At 55.5% G+C, this 18,779-nt stretch carries 19 protein-coding genes and 2 tRNA genes; 14 read left to right on the forward strand and 7 right to left on the reverse strand.

The window, feature by feature from the left end; genetic code table 11:
- Positions 1 to 12: 12 nt before the first annotated feature.
- The 5 genes from ASD8599_RS14730 (at position 13) to ASD8599_RS14750 (ending at position 5,899) form a co-directional block, all read left to right on the forward strand.
- A complete protein-coding gene (locus ASD8599_RS14730; RefSeq protein WP_108829232.1) occupies positions 13 to 654 on the forward strand; it encodes a glutathione S-transferase family protein in 642 nt (213 codons plus the stop codon).
- A 90-nt stretch (positions 655 to 744) separates the two neighbouring features.
- On the forward strand, positions 745 to 1,956 hold the full coding sequence (locus ASD8599_RS14735; protein ID WP_108829233.1) for an acetyl-CoA C-acetyltransferase: 1,212 nt from the start codon (positions 745 to 747) through the stop codon (positions 1,954 to 1,956).
- Positions 1,957 to 1,976: 20 nt separating this feature from the next.
- Positions 1,977 to 2,471, forward strand: coding sequence for a hypothetical protein (locus ASD8599_RS14740; protein ID WP_108829234.1), 495 nt, complete (start codon positions 1,977 to 1,979; stop codon positions 2,469 to 2,471).
- The gene (locus ASD8599_RS14745; protein WP_108829235.1) at positions 2,468 to 4,669 is read left to right on the forward strand and encodes a 3-hydroxyacyl-CoA dehydrogenase NAD-binding domain-containing protein; all 2,202 of its coding nucleotides are present in this window, start codon (positions 2,468 to 2,470) and stop codon (positions 4,667 to 4,669) included. Before ASD8599_RS14740 ends, ASD8599_RS14745 begins: the two co-directional genes overlap by 4 nt.
- 198 nt (positions 4,670 to 4,867) lie before the next feature.
- Positions 4,868 to 5,899, forward strand: coding sequence for a fatty acid desaturase (locus ASD8599_RS14750; RefSeq protein WP_108829236.1), 1,032 nt, complete (start codon positions 4,868 to 4,870; stop codon positions 5,897 to 5,899).
- Between the two features lie 105 nt (positions 5,900 to 6,004).
- Here the strand turns inward: ASD8599_RS14750 and ASD8599_RS14755 are convergent.
- Positions 6,005 to 6,081 (reverse strand) — tRNA-His (locus tag ASD8599_RS14755).
- Positions 6,082 to 6,108: 27 nt separating this feature from the next.
- Positions 6,109 to 6,609 carry a GNAT family N-acetyltransferase gene (locus ASD8599_RS14760; RefSeq protein ID WP_108829237.1) on the reverse strand — a complete coding sequence of 167 codons (501 nt, stop codon included), beginning with the start codon at positions 6,607 to 6,609 and terminating at the stop codon, positions 6,109 to 6,111.
- 63 nt (positions 6,610 to 6,672) lie between these two features.
- Between ASD8599_RS14760 and ASD8599_RS14765 the strand changes: the two genes are divergently transcribed.
- The gene (locus tag ASD8599_RS14765; protein ID WP_422664752.1) at positions 6,673 to 6,873 is read left to right on the forward strand and encodes a DUF6324 family protein; all 201 of its coding nucleotides are present in this window, start codon (positions 6,673 to 6,675) and stop codon (positions 6,871 to 6,873) included.
- 126 nt (positions 6,874 to 6,999) lie between these two features.
- Here the strand turns inward: ASD8599_RS14765 and ASD8599_RS14770 are convergent, their stop codons facing one another.
- Entirely contained in the window at positions 7,000 to 7,677 is a 678-nt protein-coding gene (locus ASD8599_RS14770) for an outer membrane protein (protein WP_181364502.1), read from the reverse strand.
- A 117-nt stretch (positions 7,678 to 7,794) separates the two neighbouring features.
- On the reverse strand, positions 7,795 to 8,226 hold the full coding sequence (locus ASD8599_RS14775; RefSeq protein ID WP_108830213.1) for an MmcB family DNA repair protein: 432 nt from the start codon (positions 8,224 to 8,226) through the stop codon (positions 7,795 to 7,797).
- A 145-nt stretch (positions 8,227 to 8,371) separates the two neighbouring features.
- On the opposite strand from ASD8599_RS14775, the gene ASD8599_RS14780 reads away from it, so the two are divergent.
- The 3 genes from ASD8599_RS14780 to ASD8599_RS14790 all read left to right on the forward strand — a co-directional run bounded on the left by ASD8599_RS14780 (position 8,372) and on the right by ASD8599_RS14790 (position 11,674).
- A complete protein-coding gene (locus tag ASD8599_RS14780; RefSeq protein ID WP_108830214.1) occupies positions 8,372 to 9,685 on the forward strand; it encodes a hypothetical protein in 1,314 nt (437 codons plus the stop codon).
- Entirely contained in the window at positions 9,682 to 10,416 is a 735-nt protein-coding gene (locus tag ASD8599_RS14785; protein WP_108829239.1) for a COG3904 family protein, read from the forward strand. The genes ASD8599_RS14780 and ASD8599_RS14785 overlap by 4 nt, the downstream gene beginning before the upstream one ends.
- 346 nt (positions 10,417 to 10,762) lie before the next feature.
- Positions 10,763 to 11,674 (forward strand): pirin family protein, encoded by a 912-nt coding sequence (locus tag ASD8599_RS14790; RefSeq protein WP_108829240.1) that lies wholly within the window; start codon positions 10,763 to 10,765, stop codon positions 11,672 to 11,674.
- A 71-nt stretch (positions 11,675 to 11,745) separates the two neighbouring features.
- Here ASD8599_RS14790 and ASD8599_RS14795 read toward each other — a convergent pair whose 3' ends face one another.
- The gene (locus tag ASD8599_RS14795; protein WP_108829241.1) at positions 11,746 to 12,330 is read right to left on the reverse strand and encodes a TetR/AcrR family transcriptional regulator; all 585 of its coding nucleotides are present in this window, start codon (positions 12,328 to 12,330) and stop codon (positions 11,746 to 11,748) included.
- Between the two features lie 94 nt (positions 12,331 to 12,424).
- Here ASD8599_RS14795 and ASD8599_RS14800 point away from each other — a divergent pair, with 94 nt between their 5' ends.
- From ASD8599_RS14800 to ASD8599_RS14820, 5 genes are all read left to right on the forward strand, one after another.
- Positions 12,425 to 12,709 (forward strand): hypothetical protein, encoded by a 285-nt coding sequence (locus tag ASD8599_RS14800; protein ID WP_245926057.1) that lies wholly within the window; start codon positions 12,425 to 12,427, stop codon positions 12,707 to 12,709.
- Positions 12,710 to 12,784: 75 nt separating this feature from the next.
- The gene (locus tag ASD8599_RS14805; RefSeq protein WP_108829243.1) at positions 12,785 to 14,071 is read left to right on the forward strand and encodes a homoserine dehydrogenase; all 1,287 of its coding nucleotides are present in this window, start codon (positions 12,785 to 12,787) and stop codon (positions 14,069 to 14,071) included.
- Positions 14,072 to 14,158: 87 nt separating this feature from the next.
- Positions 14,159 to 15,124, forward strand: a complete 966-nt coding sequence (gene glpX / locus ASD8599_RS14810) for a class II fructose-bisphosphatase (RefSeq protein ID WP_108829244.1) — start codon at positions 14,159 to 14,161, stop codon at positions 15,122 to 15,124.
- Positions 15,125 to 15,188: 64 nt separating this feature from the next.
- Positions 15,189 to 16,928, forward strand: a complete 1,740-nt coding sequence (gene recJ, locus ASD8599_RS14815) for a single-stranded-DNA-specific exonuclease RecJ (protein ID WP_108829245.1) — start codon at positions 15,189 to 15,191, stop codon at positions 16,926 to 16,928.
- 76 nt (positions 16,929 to 17,004) lie between these two features.
- Positions 17,005 to 17,079: transfer RNA gene (locus ASD8599_RS14820), tRNA-Glu, on the forward strand.
- Between the two features lie 51 nt (positions 17,080 to 17,130).
- Here the strand turns inward: ASD8599_RS14820 and ASD8599_RS14825 are convergent.
- Both ASD8599_RS14825 and ASD8599_RS14830 read right to left on the reverse strand, forming a co-directional pair.
- Entirely contained in the window at positions 17,131 to 18,186 is a 1,056-nt protein-coding gene (locus ASD8599_RS14825) for a GGDEF domain-containing protein (protein ID WP_108829246.1), read from the reverse strand.
- Positions 18,183 to 18,770 (reverse strand): heme NO-binding domain-containing protein, encoded by a 588-nt coding sequence (locus tag ASD8599_RS14830; RefSeq protein ID WP_108829247.1) that lies wholly within the window; start codon positions 18,768 to 18,770, stop codon positions 18,183 to 18,185. Before ASD8599_RS14830 ends, ASD8599_RS14825 begins: the two co-directional genes overlap by 4 nt.
- Positions 18,771 to 18,779 lie beyond the last annotated feature (9 nt).

Here is an 18,779-nt window from a genome sequence, read left to right on the forward strand (position 1 = left end):
GGACACTGGCACATGACCTTACAACTGCAATGTTTTGGCGAAAGCGGCAATTCTTACAAAGCGGCATTGGCGTTGGAGCTATCAGGCCTCGCATGGGAACCGGTCTTTGTTGATTTTTTCCAAGGGGCCGCGCGCACGCCAGAGTTCAAAGCCATCAACGCTATGGGCGAAGCACCTGTGTTGATCGACACAGATCACGATTACTCTATCACTCAATCGGGTGCCATTCAGGACTACATCAGTCATTTAAGCGGTAAGTTCGCAGGCAATTCACCCAAGGAACGCCGCGAAGTGTTGCGGTGGGTTTTGTTTGACAATCACAAACTGAGCTCAATGGCCGGCGTTACACGGTTTTTGATGAACTTTTTGCCTGAAGACAAACGCCCCCAAGAGGCCATTGCTTTCAATCAAGGCCGCCTTCAAGGCGCTTATGCTGTGTTGAATGCTCATCTCGAAGGGCGGCAATGGATTGTGGGCAACGACATCACCAATGCCGATCTGAGTTGCTGTGGCTATCTCTACTATCCAGAGCCATTTGGGTTTGATCGGGCCGCCTTCCCAAACATCGACGCGTGGTTGACACGTTTGTCTGAAACTCCGGGGTGGAAACACCCTTACGATCTAATGCCCGGCAACCCCTCTGACCGCGCGTAACCCTTCTTCACGACGCTGCGGCAGGCCTTGAATTGTCCCATGCCAAAGCATCACCTGATAAAAGAACACTGCTTGAAAGGATCACCCGATATGACCGAAGCCTACATCTACGACGCCCTGCGCACACCGCGCGGCAAGGGTCGCAAAGACGGGAGCCTGCACGAAGTGACAGCGCTGCGTCTGTCTGCCGTCACCATGAACGCGTTGAAAGAGCGCAACAATCTGGAAGGCCACGCCGTTGAGGATGTGATCTGGGGCAATGTCACCCAAGTCATGGAACAGGGCGGGTGTTTGGCACGCTCTGCTGTTTTGGCCTCGGACCTTGATGAGCGTATTCCCGGTCTTGCCATCAACCGTTTCTGCGCCTCTGGCATGGAGGCCGTGAACCTAGCCGCCAATCAGGTCAAAGGTGGCGCGGGCATGGCGTATATCGCAGGTGGCGTCGAAATGATGGGCCGCGTGGCCATGGGCAGCGATGGCGCTGCGATTGCCGCGGACCCAAGCATCGCCATGGAAAGCTATTTTGTGCCGCAGGGCATCTCGGCGGACATTATTGCGACAGAGTACGGCTACACCCGTGATGATGCAGACATGCTGGCAATGGAATCCCAGCGCCGTGCCAAAGCGGCCTGGGACGACAACCGTTTTGCCAAGTCCGTCATTCAGGTCAAAGATCAAAACGGTCTGACGATCCTGGACCACGACGAATACATGCGCCCGCAAACCGACATGCAAAGCCTTGGGTCGCTGAACCCGGCCTTCCAAGCCATGGGTGAAATGATGCCCGGCTTTGATAAGGTCGCGTTGATGAAGTACCCGCATCTTGAGAAAATTAACCACATCCACCACGCGGGCAACTCCTCTGGTATCGTGGACGGGTCAGCGGCTGTTTTGATCGGCAACAAAGAGTTTGGCGAGAAATACGGCCTGAAGCCGCGCGCACGCATCAAAGCCACAACAAAGATCGGCACGGACCCCACGATCATGCTGACGGGCCCGGTTCCCGCCACCAAGAAAATCCTTGAAGACAATGGCATGAATATCGGCGACATCGACCTCTTTGAGGTCAACGAAGCCTTTGCCTCGGTCGTCATGCTGTTCATGGACAAATTCAACGTCGAGCATGAAAAAGTAAACGTCAACGGTGGGTCCATCGCCATGGGGCATCCTTTAGGCGCAACTGGTGCTATGATCATCGGAACGCTTCTGGACGAGCTTGAACGCCAAGACAAAGAAGTTGGCTTGGCCACGCTTTGCATCGCGTCCGGCATGGGGGCGGCTACCATCATCGAACGGGTCTGAACACGGCAATGCCAGGGAATATGAAAGAAACCAAAGACCGGGACGCCATGGTCATCTATCAGGACCATGTTGATCGGGCTTCGGCAGCGACACTTGCCGCTGACTATGCAGCCTTTAGCGCTTGCATTTCTTTCCCCTGGCGGGTTCGCACCGTCAACTTGGACCTGTGCATTGAAGACGATGAAGAGCATCGCAGGAACTTTCGCCAGTTCGTCGACGTTTTGAAGACTGACAATGTCACAGGTCTGCACCGCTTGGTGAAGACGGCGTGGTTCGTGACACCAGATGTCATCGAAGGGACTCACATATCCCATATGATGCACAACGGAACACGACTGCGAGCCCCCTATTACAACCGTATCCGGCTGGTCCGGCACCCTGAACATGGCTGGCGCGAGACCGATTGCACCAATGCCGTAGTGAACAAAGCGGGCAACTTCGCAATCGTCGATACGATATCGACAGATGCCTTGCCGCCCGAACTGAAAGAACTTCCGGAAAGGAAACTGAAATGACCGATTTTACGATGCAAAAAGATGCCGAAGGCATTGCTACCATCACATGGGATGTCGCCGACAAGACCATGAATGTGATGTCTATTGATGGCTTGGGCCAACTTGACGCGCATATTGACGACGCCTTGGCCGATGACGCCGTCAAAGGCATCGTCATCACATCCGGCAAGGACAGCTTTGCAGGCGGCATGGACTTGAACCTGCTGGCCAAAATGAAAGCCGACGCAGGCGACGATCCGGCCAAGGGTCTGTTTGAAGGCACCATGAGAATGCATGCGTTGCTGCGCAAGATTGAACGCGCCGGCATGGACCCAAAGACCAACAAAGGCGGCAAACCAATTGCGTCCGCCCTGCCCGGCACTGCCGCGGGCATCGGTCTGGAACTGCCACTGGCCACGCACCGCATCTTCTGCACCTCCAACCCTAAGGCCAAAGTTGGCTTGCCTGAAATCCTCGTCGGTATCTTCCCCGGCGGCGGCGGCACAGTTCGTTTGTTGTTCAAAATGGGTTTGGTCAACGCGTCGTCGCAAATCCTTGAAGGCCGTATGAACGCGCCTGAAAAAGCGAAATCGCTAGGCATCGTAGATGAAGTGTCCGACGATCCGGTCGCTGCGGCCCGCGCTTGGGTTCTGGAGGCCAAAGACGCCGACATCGTCAAACCATGGGACGCCAAAGGCTTCAAAATGCCCGGCGGTGCGCCCTACCACCCGGCAGGCTTCATGAACTACGTCGGCGCCAATGCGATGGTCGCGGGCAAGACCAAAGGTGCGTTTCCTGCGGCAAAGGCTGTGCTGAGCGTGCTCTATGAAGCGGCTTTGGTACCATTCGACACGGCCCTGAAAATTGAGGCGCGTTGGTTCACGAATATCCTGATGAACCCAAGCTCCTCCGCTATGATCCGGTCCTTGTTCCTGAACAAAGAAGCCTTGGAAAAAGGCGCTGTGCGTCCCAAAGGCATCGCAGACCAGCGCGTCAAGAAATTGGGCGTGTTGGGTGCAGGCATGATGGGTGCGGGCATCGCATTGGTTTCCGCACAAGCGGGCATCGAGGTCGTGTTGATCGACCGCGATCAGGAAGCCGCCGACAAGGGCAAAGCCTACACCGAGGCCTATCTCGACAAAGGCATCGCCCGCAAAAAGGGCACGCCTGAGAAGAAAGAGGCGATGCTGTCGCTGATCACTGCGACGCCTGATGTTGAAAAACTGGCAGGCTGCGACCTGATCATCGAGGCCGTGTTCGAAGACCCCGCCGTCAAGGCCGAGATCACCAAACGTGTCGAAGCGGTCATTCCTGAGGATTGCATTTTCGCCTCCAACACCTCGACCTTGCCTATCTCTGAACTGGCCAAGGCGTCTTCGCGCCCTGAGCAGTTTATCGGCATCCACTTCTTCTCGCCCGTTGAGAAAATGTTGCTGGTTGAGATCATCAAGGGCGCGGAAACCGGCGACCGCGCAGTTGCGAAATCTTTGGACTACGTCCGCCAAATCCGCAAAACGCCGATCGTGGTCAACGACGCACGGTTCTTCTATGCCAACCGTTGCATCATTCCTTATGGAAACGAAGCCACGCGCATGGTCACAGAAGGCGTCGCACCGCAGTTGATAGACAGTGCAGCGCAGCAGTTGGGCTTCCCTGTGGGTCCGATCCAACTGGGCGACGAGACATCCATCGACCTTGGCGTGCGCATCATGAAAGCGACCAAAGCGGCGATGGGCAATGCCTATCCGGCCTCTGAAGCTGACGATTTGATCGTGTGGATGGAAGAAGAAGGCCGTCTGGGCCGCAAGGCGAACGCGGGCTACTTCGACTATGACGAAAAAGGCAAGCGCACAGGCTATTGGAAGGGCGTTCACGACAAGTATCCATTGGCCGAAGAGCAGCCTGCTTTGCGTGAAGTACAGGATCGTTTGATGTTTGCCCAAGTGCTGGAAGCGGTGCGTGCGCTGGAAGAAGGCGTGTTGGAAGACATCCGCGAGGGTGACGTTGGTGCGATCCTTGGGTGGGGCTTTGCACCTGCCACGGGTGGACCCTTCAGCTATCTGGACATTATCGGCACACCATACGCCGCTGAACGCTGTGACCAGTTGCAGGAAAAATTCGGCGATCGCTTCGAATGCCCGGCTTTGCTGCGTGAAATGGCCGCAAAGAACCAGACTTTCTATGGACGGTTTAGCAAAGAAGACGCGGCTGCGGCCTAAAATTCTTCTATTGTGATTTGACGGAAGGCCCTGTTTTTGCAGGGCCTTTTGTTGTTTTACCGACCCTCTATGGGGTGCAGGGACACGGTACCGGCAAACACTTTGATTTGAACAGCTTTTTAAGACCCTTTGTTTTATACGTTGCGGATGCGCTGTATTGCGTTAACAAGATCGCCAACAGTGGCAAGAAGCAGACATATGACCCAAAAATCAGGCGTTTCCGCGCAGACAGTCGAACCGAAAAACGCCCGTGACTGGGTGAAAGTTTTGGCAAACTATCGTGAACCAAGTGCAAAACGCAGCAGTTTCGAATTGGCGGTAACATTAGGACCCTTCATTGGGCTTTGGGCATTGGCATGGTGGTCGCTGTCAATCAGCGCTTGGCTGACCTTGGCCATATCGCTGTGCAACGCCGCGTTTTTGCTTCGATTGTTTGCCATTCAACACGATTGTGGGCACAGCGCATTTTTTAAAAACCGCGCACTCAGTGACTGGACGGGGCGCGCCATCGGTGTCCTGACCCTGACGCCCTATGATGTTTGGCGTCGGGCACATTCCATCCACCATAGCTCTGCCGGTAATCTGGGTCGGCGGGGGCTGGGCGATATAAACACTTTGACGGTCGCCGAATACCGCGCCCGCTCTCCGATGAAACGCCTGATGTACCGCATGTATCGCCATCCGATCGTTTTGTTCGGTCTGGGGCCGGGTTATGTGTTCTTTTTGGAAAACCGCCTGCCCGTCGGATTGATGGAAAAGGGTAAATACTGGATCAGCGCTATGGGGACCAATGCAGCCATCCTGGTGGCGCTTTTGGTGATCCTTTACTTTGGCGGGCTGACCCCGATCTTGCTGATTTTTGTGCCGTCCACCTTGCTGGCAGCGACGGCCGGGGTCTGGCTGTTCTATGTCCAGCACCAATTCGAGACCACGCATTGGGAAGAGAACGACAACTGGGATGTGCACCACGCGGCCCTGCATGGTAGTTCGCATTACGTCATGCCACGGGTTCTGCAATGGCTCAGTGCCAATATCGGCATTCACCACGTGCACCATCTATACAGCCGCATCCCATTTTACCGCCTTCCCGAAGTGCTTAGCGATCACGCGGATCTTGCGACAGGCAATCAGATGACCATCCGCGAAAGCATCGCAAATGCACGGCTGCATCTTTGGGATGAAAACAGCAAGCGACTGCTGTCCTTTTCAGAGGCACGCAAAGTCGCATAACCGGCATTGATCGACGCCCAACATTCAACGCCGCGCATGGAATGCGCGGTTCTTTTCATAGCGCTTAGGCAACTGCCTTTGCGACGATACTGCTTGGGGGAAGGGTGGTACCACCTCCTGGTCTCGAACCAGGGACCTCTTGATCCACAATCAAGCGCTCTAACCTACTGAGCTAAGGCGGCACGTTGGGGTGATTTAACGCCCAAGTCTTACGATTGCAAGTGTGATCCGAACTGAAAAACCCATGTTTGTTCGACAAGATCGCACCCAAACGAATGAACTGGTCTGCTGTCCACCAAATCCCATCCTGTCCGAGCATATAAAGCACAAGCCGCTGTGTGACTTTCATGTGTCCAAAGCTGCATGTTTTGATAGCCTACGCTTTGTGCAAACCCCATACATTCAGCCAATAATTTCTGCCCAAGCCCCTTCCCACGGGCCCCGGGCTTCAGAAAAAACAGGCGCAGTTTCGCAGTGGTATCATTCAATCGCACACAAAAAATCGTGCCAAGACGCTGCCCGTCTTCTTCGGCCACCCAACCACGTTCAATTTGCGAATCATGATGTGCGTTGAAGTCGGCCAAAATTGACGCGACCAACGGGCCGAATGTATCGTCAAACCCTTCCGCTTTTGCGTAGTGCGTGCCGTGCTGGGTCACAACCCAGTCTGTGTCGCTGGCTTTAAAGCGCCTGATCTGTAAGTTTTCCATGACATCAACATGCGACGCCCGACCTTGCCTTTCAAGACGCGGATGGCTAGCAAGACACAACAAATGAAAGGCGCACCCATGGGGATCAACAGCGAAAGCGACATCCAAGCAAACCTGCAAATCGGACCAACCGATCAAGGGATGGTGCGCATTTATGTCGAGGGAAAAGGCATCGATTTGCCAATGGATTTCGACCCCGAGGAAGCCGAAGAAATCGCTGAAGAAATCTTGGCAGCTGTCGCAGCCGCGCGCATCATCAAATAGAGACCTGTTAGATGTTTTCGGCGGGTCATCCCAAATTGGAATGACCCGCGTTATAAAACAGCCAGCCCTGCATTCACTGGGTGGGGGCACGCGTGACTGACCGTCTTATTCCTGTTGTGGTCTACGTCAGAAATTAAAGCGCACACCGATATTCAAAGATGTGGACTCCAGATCGCCACGTACGGTCCCTGTAGAGGTGCCCGCTGGCGAAAGCCGTGTGGAAGATACGCCAAACACACGCCGATACCGCGCATCTGCTGTCAAAGTGATGCGATCACTTGCAGCATAAGATACCCCGACAATTGCTTGTGCAGCCAAGCGTGTGTCGCTGTCTTGAATGCGGACGCCAGGTCCATAAACCAGATCCTGATTGATATGGGCAATGCCCAGACCGCCACCCGCAAATGGCGTCAGTGCCCCTTGGGTTTTGAAATCAGCAATTACATTCGCAAAAAGGGCTGTCGTTCGAATACCCCCCGCGACGTTAACCTCTGCGGCAGGGCCATTGCCTGAAAACTGGATTTGGTCTGCATCACGGTCGCTAAACGACAGCTCCAGTTCCCCACGCAGGCCGATTTTATCTGTGGACCACGCCTGAAAAGTCTTGCCCACGCCCACGCCAAGGCCATACCCCCCTTCCAGGTCGTTGTTCACAGAATTTGGCGCCCCGCCAATCGTGCCACCGTAGTTCAAATCGGCTGAAGCCGCGCTGCCTCCGTAGGCAAAGCCGTATAAATCCTGGGCAAATGCAGGTGTCGTCAGAGCAACCGTCGCCAGTGCCCCCAATATCGCGATCTGTTTCACTGAAGCTTTCCTTTGCATATGTGTTACGCAATGAAAAACCCTGACGGCCTGATTTTATTTGATCACAGCAGTTGACGCTTCCGTGTGTGATTGTGAGGCCTATTTCTAGACCTGCCGTCAGAACCCCTGCCCTGCTCTGGGGTCTCTTAAACGATGCAACCGGCGCGCGGCATCTGTGGCAAACTTCTGGATGATTTTCTTGCGTCTCGCTGCGGCCAATTTGACCTCGTCCGGCATGCGCTGCACCTCGGCGTCATATCCGTCTGCAATGATCAATCCCGTATCGTCTGGCAAAAGCTCGGTCGGGAAATCGCCATCAACCGCCCAAAAGAACCTGTCACACCAATCCAGATACCCTTGCCATTTACTGTCAGATTGAAAGTCCACCCGACTGGATTTGCATTCAATGACCCAAATTTCGCCTTTTGGACCCAGCGCGATCACGTCTACGCGCAACCCGCGTGTGGGCACAAATTCTTCCAGACTGGCCATGCCCAAATGCCCCAGATGGCGCGACACGCCACGGGCCAGAATTTGGCCGGGTGCCATGGGTGTACCGTTCGGGACAAGGGATGAAATCTGCATACACAAATATACGAACAAAGGATGAACAAATGCAAGCCGCCTTGGCCTTGCCACCATGGCCTCCTACATATTGCAAAGCCACGCGGCGGAATCAGGGCAAGGAACCAACATGTCAGACAAGAAACCATTGACCCAAGCAGAGGCACGCGGCGTCCGCGCCGCACGCGAATTGGAAGATCATCTGACGTGGCTAGACACGTTTTCCGGCACGGCGCTGGGGGTTCTGGCGGTCGCATCAGGCATCTACACCTACCTTGGGGTATCGTCATTGCTGGACAGCAACGGCGCCATGTCGGTCTTTGCAGCCATTGCGTATTCGGTGGCTGTTTCGGTCGGTATTTTCGTATTCTGGTCTTACATGTTGCGTCTGTTTCCAGCGGTGCGCACGGCACAGGCCCGTATCGGTCTGATGTTGGCTATGGCCTTGGGGTCCTTGGCCATTGTCGCCATGTCGTCTTGGTTGAATGCAGCTGCGTTGGCGGGGTCTGCCGCGGTCGAACAACATTTGGCAAAAACGGTGCAAGACTATCAAGATGCGCTGGAAAGCACCCATGAAATTGCACTGTCAGCCCAAGGTCTGGAACGCGACGTGGCGCGAGTGCGCCAGTCATTCGAAGACCTCTCGGAACAAGAAGCCACAGGCAACCTGTCCGGTTTGGCGGGGCGTGGGGCCGTGTTTCGGGTCTTGCGCCAAAAAGCGTCCGAACTGCAAGGGTTGGAAGCCCAGATCGCAAGCCAAACGCCTTTGGTCGACAATGCATTTGATGAAGGCAACCAGATCCTAAGCCGCATGCGGGCGCTGACCGTAGAACCCGGCCCCGTCGAAGCACGATCCGTCGAGTTTTCAGAACAAGCCGTGCGACTGGCCGGTTTGATTGCCCAGATGCAGCAACTGAATGTCGCCCCCTTGGTGGAACGCGCGGCGCAGGATTTGGCGGCTTCTGTTGTGCTGCCCGAACTGGACGGACGCACAGAAGAAACCCGTTCGGATCAGGCGGCAACCATCACGTCCGTTCTGGATGTGCTGGGCCGACGCGCTGAAACGCTTGAGACTGCCGCGCAAACGGTGCAGCAGCTGGCGCCGCCAAAAGACGTGACATATACCCCGATTTCCAGCGCCGACGCGGTGATTTTATACGCGCGAAATTTTGTGCCCAGCTGGGCGGGGGCCATTGCGATCGACCTGCTGCCTGCTGTTTTGGTGTTTATTCTTGCCATAACCCAATCTGCAATCCGGCGCGGGCGCGAAGGCGCAGGCGTGGAAGACACCATGACCCTTGCCGAACTGCGCGCCGCCCTAAGCGCCATCCGCGATGTCGAACTGGCGATGAACGAGATGCCGGACGCCATGAACGCCCCCTCTCGTGCACCTCATGTGCCCCATGATCCCGTGCCAGACTTGCCTGAAAGTGACCCAAAATGAACGGACGCAGCGTTGCGCGTATTCTATCGGGTGTTTTGATTTTCCAGTTGGGCATCGGGGCATTGTTGATCGTCGGCGACATGCAGGGTTCCTTTTCCTTGCCCCGCTTTGGGCCCGACGCACCGGATCTTGACCAACCGGTGCGGCCAGGCGACCAGCGGCGCCAATTTGATCCGAACCGCACCCCGCGCCAGACCGGCCCTGCCCCGTCCGGTCCTCTGCCAGACCGCCTCACACTGACCCAACTGGACGGTGAAACATACAGATTGGAGGGCGGCATAACGGCTGGTGACGCAGACCGCATCAGCAAGCAGATTTTGGAAGCGACCCCGAAGGTCAAGCTGCTGGTTTTGCAATCTCCCGGTGGAACCGTGGGGGAAGCCCTTGATTTGGGACGGTTTATTCGCGCCCAAGCTATTGACACAGAAATGCGCAATGGCGAAATATGCTATTCTGCTTGCCCTTACGTGCTGGCCGCAGGCACCACGCGCACCATTGACGACGCGGCGTCAGTGGGCGTGCATCAGCATTATTTTGGCGAAAGCACTATTTTGCCGGCGCGTTTCGCTGTTGAAGACATTCAAAGGGGCCAAGGCGAAGTCATGGTGTATTTGGACGCGATGGGCATTGACCCATTGGTTATGCAGCACGCGCTCAGTACGCCGCCAGAAGAAATATACGTCCTGCTTCCCGAGCAGTTGAAAACTTACAATTTCGTAACGCCGCAATAGCGCTGCGCCGCGCCCGCGTCTTATTTTGCAATATGGGCAAAGTGCACCAGCCCTTGTCCTGCGTGCAAACCTGCCCTATCTGATGAAGCGACGGGTTCTGCCCTTCTTGTGTCGGGTTGCATTCCGGTGGCCTTAAGCAATTCCGAGGGAGCTGGCTCTGTTCTGGCCCTGGCCTTTTTACCTGGCGCCCACCTGTACATACAGGTCCTCGGGAATGAGAGAACCTCACGGCTGTGGTGGTTCCCGTCACCTTCACAAAATTGCACAGGGCACATGCGCTCTTGCGAGTTGATGTGCGCCAAACCGCGGTTATGGTTGGCTCCATGCAGATATGAGAAGGCAAAAGATGTCGCTAAGACCCACATTGGAAACAAGGCCCGCCAAACCAACAATGGAAGGCGCAGGCGTCAAGCTGCACCGCGCCTTCGGGTTTCAGGATCCGTCGGAACTTGATCCGTTTTTGCTGTTTGACGACTTTCGCAACGAGCGCCCCGAAGACTACATCAAGGGTTTTCCATGGCATCCACACCGCGGCATCGAAACGATCACTTACGTTCTGGAAGGTACTGTGGACCACGCCGACAGCCTTGGAAACACGGGCAGCCTCGGGGCTGGCGATGTGCAATGGATGACAGCCGGATCAGGCATTTTGCATCAGGAAATGCCGCACGGAAACGCCAAAGGACAAATGCATGGATTCCAGTTGTGGGGCAATCTGCCCGCAGCCCAGAAAATGACGGCGCCGCGTTATCAGGATATGACGTCTGACGCGATCCCCGAAGTCACCGATGACGACGGCACCCATGTGCGGATCATCACAGGGACGTTCTGGGGCAAAACAGGACCCGTCGACGGCATAGCGGCAGACCCGCAGTACTTGGACATCTCGGTGCCAGCAGGCGTGCGGAAAACGTTCAAAATTGATACCTACCGACGGGCGTTTGCCTATGTGTTCCAAGGCAGCGCAGCTTTTGTGGATGCGTCAGTGCCAACAGGCGTTTTGCTGGAAAAAGAAATCGGCGGTCAGGAAATACACATCCGCGATATGTCAGGGGACCGTACGTTGATCCGGTTTGGCACCGGGGACGAGGTGACAGTGCAGGCGGGGGAACATGGTGTGCGGTTTTTGCTGATCTCTGGCGCACCAATTGACGAACCCGTCGCTTGGCATGGTCCGATCGTGATGAACACTCAAGCGGAGCTGCAACAAGCAATGCGCGACTTGCGAAATGGAACGTTCATCCAGCCAGCACATTAATTCTTTTCGCCAAAAATATCTCGGGGTGCGGGGCAGCGCTCCGCGTGTAAGGTGCACCTCGGTGCACCCCCTTAGGCGCCAACGGATTTACGTACCATGTGCCAATACTGATCCTGAACATCTGCCAACGACAGCCGCCCACCTTCCTTGAACCAGGTGTTCACCCCAGTGAGCATTGCAATTACAGCAAAAGTGGCAATTTTGGCATCTTCTACGGCAAAATCATCCGAGGCGATGCCCCGTGCAAGAATTCCTTGCAGGCGCGCCTCATAAGAGCGGCGCAATTCTTCAATGATTTCGAAGTTATCCGGAGTCAAATTACGCAATTCCATATAGGCGATAAACACCTCTTCCGGACGGCGATGGTGAAACGCAATGTGAAACCGGACGAAGGCTTCCAGTTGTTGGGTCGGCGTCAGGTGCGGAGTATCAGGTACTGCGGCCAACACATCTTGCATGTGGGTTTTCATCAAATCAAACAAAAGACTCTGTTTGTCAGCTGTGTAGTTATACAATGCGCCCGCCTGCACACCCACTGCAGAAGCAATCTGGCGCATAGAAACCGCCGCAAAACCGTGTTCGGCAAACAACTGCAAGGCAGCCGTGCGCACACGAGGACCTGTAATATCAGAATGTGAACCTGCCGTACGCGCCATAGGTCTGGCTTAACTGAACGCGCGTTCAGAACCAAGCCTCTCTTGCGCAAATCCTCGCGCTGGTGCATCAAACCGACAACGAAGGATGCTTTTGATGCGCAGTTTTGCCCTAATTTTGGTCTTTGGCCTTTCGGCTTGCACCCAGTTCCCTGAACTGGACGGTGCAGTTACTGCACATGGCAGCGATGCAAACTACCCTGACCTTGTTCCAATCGAGCCTATTCTGGCGCAAGCGGCAAGCGGGCCCAGCGCAGATCAAACCACAGATCAGCTAAGTTCCAGAGTGGCAGCCTTAAAGGCACGCGCCAGTCGTTTGCGTGGTCGGGTTGTGGACACGTCATCGCGTGATCGAATGCGCACAGGCGTGCCGCGCGGATAATGCCGCGTTGCGTGTCGCACGCGAACCCGATAAACGCGCGACAAATGCAATAATCCCATCTCTAGGAGCCTAAAAATGTCACAGCCACTTCGCCTTGGTATTGCAGGTCTTGGCACCGTTGGTGTTGGTGTGGTCCGCATCATCCGCCAACATGCGGAATTGCTGACGGCCCGTTCGGGGCGTGACATTTCGATATCAGCTGTTTCCGCGCGTTCAAAAAACAAAGATCGTGGCATTCCTTTGGATGCCTATGCATGGGAAGACGATCCGGTGGCTTTGGCCACACGCGACGATGTCGATGTTTTTGTTGAGCTTATGGGCGGATCTGATGGTCCGGCGAAGGCCGCCACAGAAGCTGCACTGGCCGCAGGCAAACATGTGATCACCGCCAACAAAGCGCTGTTGGCGTTGCACGGCCAAGCCCTTGCCGAACAAGCCGAAGCCGCAAATCTGTCCCTTCGTTACGAGGCAGCCGTCGCAGGCGGTATCCCTGTCGTGAAAGCACTGACAGAAGGATTGGCAGCAAACGAGATCACCCGCGTGATGGGTGTCATGAACGGGTCGTGCAACTACATCCTGACCCGCATGGAAGACTCCGGCCTGAACTATCAGGACATTTTCGCTGAAGCAGACGGGTTGGGGTATCTTGAAGCGGACCCGCAATTGGACGTGGGCGGCATTGACGCCGCACATAAACTGGCGATCCTTGCATCCATCGCCTTCGGAACACGCGTTAACTTTGACGCGATTGATCTGGAAGGCATCGAACGGGTCAGCATCGAAGACATCACAGCGGCCGCCGACATGGGCTACAAGATCAAGCTGTTGGGTGTCGCGCAAATGACGGGCCGTGGTCTGGAACAACGTATGCAACCCTGCCTGGTGCCTGCGTCTTCGCCCTTGGGTCAATTGCAAGGCGGCACCAATATGGTCGTGCTGGAAGGTCATGCCGTAGAACAAGTCGTGCTGCGCGGCCCCGGTGCCGGTGAAGGACCAACCGCCAGTGCCGTGATGGCAGACGTCATGGACATCGCACGCGGCTTTGCGCTGCCTGTGTTTGGCCAACCCGCACATACTCTGAAAGACGCGAAACATGCGACATCCGTGTTGCCGGCGCCCTACTACCTGCGCATGGGGCTGGTCGACAAACCAGGTGCCTTGGCAAAGATCACCACAGTTTTGGGCGATGCAGGCGTCAGCATCGACCGCATGCGCCAATACGGACACGCACAAACATCGGCCCCCGTTCTGATCGTCACACATAAAGCGACACGTGCCGACATTGACGCAGCAATTGCCGCTATGGAAGGCACAGGTGTGTTGACATCGGCCCCCGTTGCTTTGCGCATCGAAGAAGTCTAGGGCGGCCCAATCGCCCTTTTTAAATTATTGTTTGTGGCGCGATTGATCGCTACACCGCTCTGAACCATCGTTTTCAAGGAACCAGCCATGACCGCCTCTGCCCAATTTCACGACCGTATGCTTTCATTGGGTCTTGCCCGTGTGTCTGAGGCTGCGGCCTTAGCCTCTGCCAAGCTTGTGGGTCACGGCGACGAAAAAGCCGCAGACCAGGCCGCCGTGAACGCAATGCGCGAACAGCTGAACCTTTTGGATATTGCAGGTGTTGTTGTGATCGGTGAAGGCGAACGCGACGAGGCGCCGATGCTTTACATCGGTGAAGAAGTCGGAACCGGCAAAGGCCCCGGCGTGGACATTGCACTGGACCCGCTCGAAGGCACAACGCTGACGGCGAAAGACATGCCAAACGCCTTGACGGTCATTGCGATGGGCCCGCGTGGATCAATGCTGCATGCCCCTGATGTCTATATGGACAAGCTGGCCATTGGACCCGGGTATGACGCGGATGTTGTGACGATGGACATGACAGCGACCCAGCGTGTCGAAGCGCTGGCCAAGGCAAAAGACTGTGCCACATCCGACATCACTGTGTGTATTCTGGAACGCCCTCGGCACGAGGCGATGATCGCTGAAGTACGTGCCACAGGTGCCGCCATTCGTCTGATCACAGATGGCGACGTGGCTGGCGTCATGCACTGCGCGGAACCCGGCACGGGTATCGACATGTACATGGGTCTGGGCGGTGCACCCGAAGGTGTTTTGGCTGCGGCCGCTTTGAAATGCATGGGCGGACAGTTCTATGGCCGCTTGACCTTCCGCAATGACGACGAACGCGGACGCGCAGCCAAAGCGGGCATCACTGACCTTGACCGCATTTACACCCGCGATGAATTGGTGACCGAAGACGTGATCTTTGCAGCGACCGGCGTCACAGGCGGTTCCTTGCTGCCAGCAGTTCAGCGCGAAGTGGGCTGGCTGACATGCGAAACGCTGTTGATGCGCTCCAAAACCGGCTCTGTTCGTCGCATGTCCTACCGGACACCTGCGGAAGACTGATCTGGCACCAGCGCCTGTTGCTTTGGTCGATTGCGGGTATTTTTGATCGCATAAAGGGGTGGGTATGTCATTTTTAGGGATCGAAGCGTCTTTGACGGGGCGCAACTGGGTTGGCCCATCCGTGCAGGTGGACCGCGCCGCAGAGGCTTTGACACAGCAAACGGACCTGCCCCGCCCCGTCGCGCAAGTTCTGGCACGCCGCGGTGTCGAAGCTGTCGATGCCCCTGCATTTCTTGCGCCGTCCTTGCGCGAACTGCTGCCGGACCCGCGGTCTTTGAAAGATATGGAAAAAGCCGCCCACCGTTTTTTGGGCGCTGTAAAGCAACGCCAACGCATTGCGATATTTGCAGATTATGACGTTGACGGCGGAAGTTCTGCTGCGCTGTTGATCGTGTGGTTGCGCGACCTTGGACTGACAGCCACATTGTACATTCCCGACAGAATCGACGAAGGGTACGGCCCCAACGATGAAGCCATGGCGACGTTGGCGCGCGATCACGATCTGATTATTTGTGTGGATTGCGGGACGCTGTCCCATGGGCCAGTGGCCGCAGCAAAAGGCGCAGATGTCATCATTTTGGACCACCACCTTGGTGCCGAAACACTGCCCGACGCGATGGCGGTCGTGAACCCGAACCGTCAGGATGAAGATGGTGCTTTGGCCCATTTATGCGCCGCCGGTGTCGTCTTTTTGATGTTGGTGGAAGCAGGGCGACAAATGCGCGATGACAAAGCGCAAAGTCCTGATTTGATGCCTCTTCTCGATTTGGTTGCGTTGGCCACCGTCGCGGATGTGGCACCCCTGATTGGTGTGAACCGCGCGTTTGTACGCCAGGGTTTGCGTGTCATGGCCCGGCGCGAACGCCCCGGCCTTGCGGCCTTGGCGGATGTGTCCCGCATGGACACCGCCCCCAGTTCGTATCACTTGGGGTTTCTTTTGGGACCGCGTGTCAATGCAGGCGGTCGTATCGGTCAGGCGGATCTCGGGGCGCGATTGCTGTCGTGTGACACCGAACATGAAGCCGCAGCGCTCGCGGAACGCTTGGACGTGCTGAACACGGAACGGCGCGACATTGAAGCATCCGTGCGCGCATCCGCGCTGGCACAGGCCGAAGAGCGGGGCTTTGACGCCCCTCTGGTTTGGGCCAGCGGGGACGGTTGGCACCCGGGCGTCGTGGGCATTGTGGCGTCACGTTTGAAAGAGGCTTCTAACCGTCCATCGGTGGTTATCGGATTTGAAAACGGAGTTGGCAAAGGGTCCGGACGATCCGTGTCCGGCATTGATCTTGGTGCGCCCATCCAACGCCTCGCGGCAGAAGGGCTTTTGGTGAAAGGGGGCGGGCACAAGATGGCGGCAGGCCTGACTGTATCAGAAGACAAGCTGGAAGAGGCCATGGCAAGGCTGTCTGACTTGCTTGGCCGTCAAGGTGCAGGTGACATCGGACCGGCTGATTTGCGACTGGACGGCGTGATGATGCCGGGGGCTGCAACCATTGAGCTGGTCGAGATGCTTGAACAAGCAGGCCCATTCGGAGCGGGCGCCGCCGGCCCACGGTTCGCTTTTTCGGATATGCAGATTTTTCATGCCCGCCGCGTAGGAGAATCGCATCTTAAAGTGACATTTGGCGAGATCGGTGGCCCCCGTATGGATGCGATTTCGTTCGGGGCCTTCGATGGTGCGTTAGGGCCTGCGTTGGAAAACCATGGCGGGGCCCGGTTTCACTTGGCTGGACGCCTTGATATCAACAGTTTTCGTGGAAAACAAAGCGTTCAGCTGCGATTGGAAGACGCGGCAAGAGCTTAGAAAAAAATCCAACAATTGAGTGTTTTTTCTGCTTGCACGCTCTGCGCAGATTGCCTAGAACGCGCCCAGACTTAGTGTCCCGTTCGTCTATCGGTTAGGACGTCAGGTTTTCAACCTGAAAAGAGGGGTTCGATTCCCCTACGGGATGCCAAGTCTTTTCCTTACATCTTTGTGGTTTGTAACGAAAAGACGGCATTTTCCGCTAGGATGCGTCGCGCACATCTGGCGCGAAGTCTTCTTTCCTATTTTGCGGTACCAATTGGGTGACCGAATGACGTAATTTGGGATTGAAAAACGTCTGCCGCGCCCGCCCTGCATCTTTTGAGGCATAAAGCGCGACGTCAGCATTGCTAACCAATTGATCTGCTGTCAGTTCGCAACCGGATTCGAAAAACGCAGTCCCGATACTCGCAGAAATCTGACAATGTTCACCCTGGTACAGTATGGGAACTTCAAGCTTGCTTATGATGCGCCCTCCGATACTGCTCAGCGACGCTTCGGACTGCGCTGAAGGCAGAAGGATGATAAATTCATCGCCGCCAACACGGGCAACAGTGTCAGTTTCACGCGTTTCATCTACCATTATGCGAGAGACCACTTGTAGGACATGATCCCCTGCGGCGTGCCCTTTTGTGTCGTTCACAGCTTTGAAAAAATCCAGATCGATTTGCATCAAAGCGAACGATCGATCTTCTTCGATATATCGCTCTAGGAAATGATCCATTGCGCGACGGTTTTTCAGGCCTGTCAACGTGTCGGTAAACGCCTGTTCCTCTGCTGCGATTTTCGCACCTTGCAAGCGCAAGTTCATCTTGCGAGAGGCTTCCATCGCTGCGGATTTTGCTTCTACCAAGTAAAGCATTTCGATGGTCAAATCCGTGTGCGCGAAATCACCACAGTTCAAGCCGAACTCACCAACGGCATCAACGATCGAAATCCCGAAAGACAGGTTCACAACGATCTGTCCCTCGCAAAGGCTGGGCACAAGCACGCCTTTCAGTTCCGTCATTGGCGGGTCGCGCATTTGCAAATGCAGCTTCATGCCGGAAACATTCAACAGATCTGCCACACTTGCCACGGCCCGTGGGCGTTTCAGAACAAAGACTTCCAAAAACCTTTGCCCGATTAACGATGGGCCATTCGGATGCAACTTTTGCGTTGTAGGGCCTGCATGAACAATATGACCGGTACTGTTAAGCACCACATGCATCGGACACAACGTATCCAACATACTTAGGAAATTGTCTGAAGCTTTCATTCTACGCGTGCGCCAAGTTCAAACTTGCGCCCTTCTGTAAATTCAGTGACCACTAAAGAAATTGATATTGTTTCAACACCTTGGCCTGATCCCATATGCTCAAACACTGCCAACACACCGTAATCATCTGCCATGGTACGTAAAATACCCATCATGACATGCCCAAAGCCCACGATGGGGCATGCACAAACCAAACTGAATTGCGTAGAAGAATGATCGCGCACTTCCAAAGATGGCAATTCCAGATCAGAGACAGCCAACCGCGCACGATCCGGCAAATCATCCAGAGAATTGAGAAACTCAACAAAGGTCACGCCCCCGAACCGTAACAACCGGCGTAACGCTTCTGTATTGGGATGTGACACCAGATATGTTCCGATGTCTTCCATCACATCAGAACGCGGTTTGTCCAAGACGAAGCACACACCGACGATCGCTTTTTCCGTCAACCCGTCTTCGTAGGTCAGCATTGCTTCGAAATCCGACACATCCAAAGCGGCCCAACGCACAGCGTCATTCCACTTTTCAATGCCATAACTGTCCGTCACGAAACGCTGTATCGCGCGATTGATTAAACCGTGCATGGTTGCCTC

This window comes from Ascidiaceihabitans donghaensis (assembly GCF_900302465.1).
Taxonomy (GTDB): domain Bacteria; phylum Pseudomonadota; class Alphaproteobacteria; order Rhodobacterales; family Rhodobacteraceae; genus Ascidiaceihabitans; species Ascidiaceihabitans donghaensis.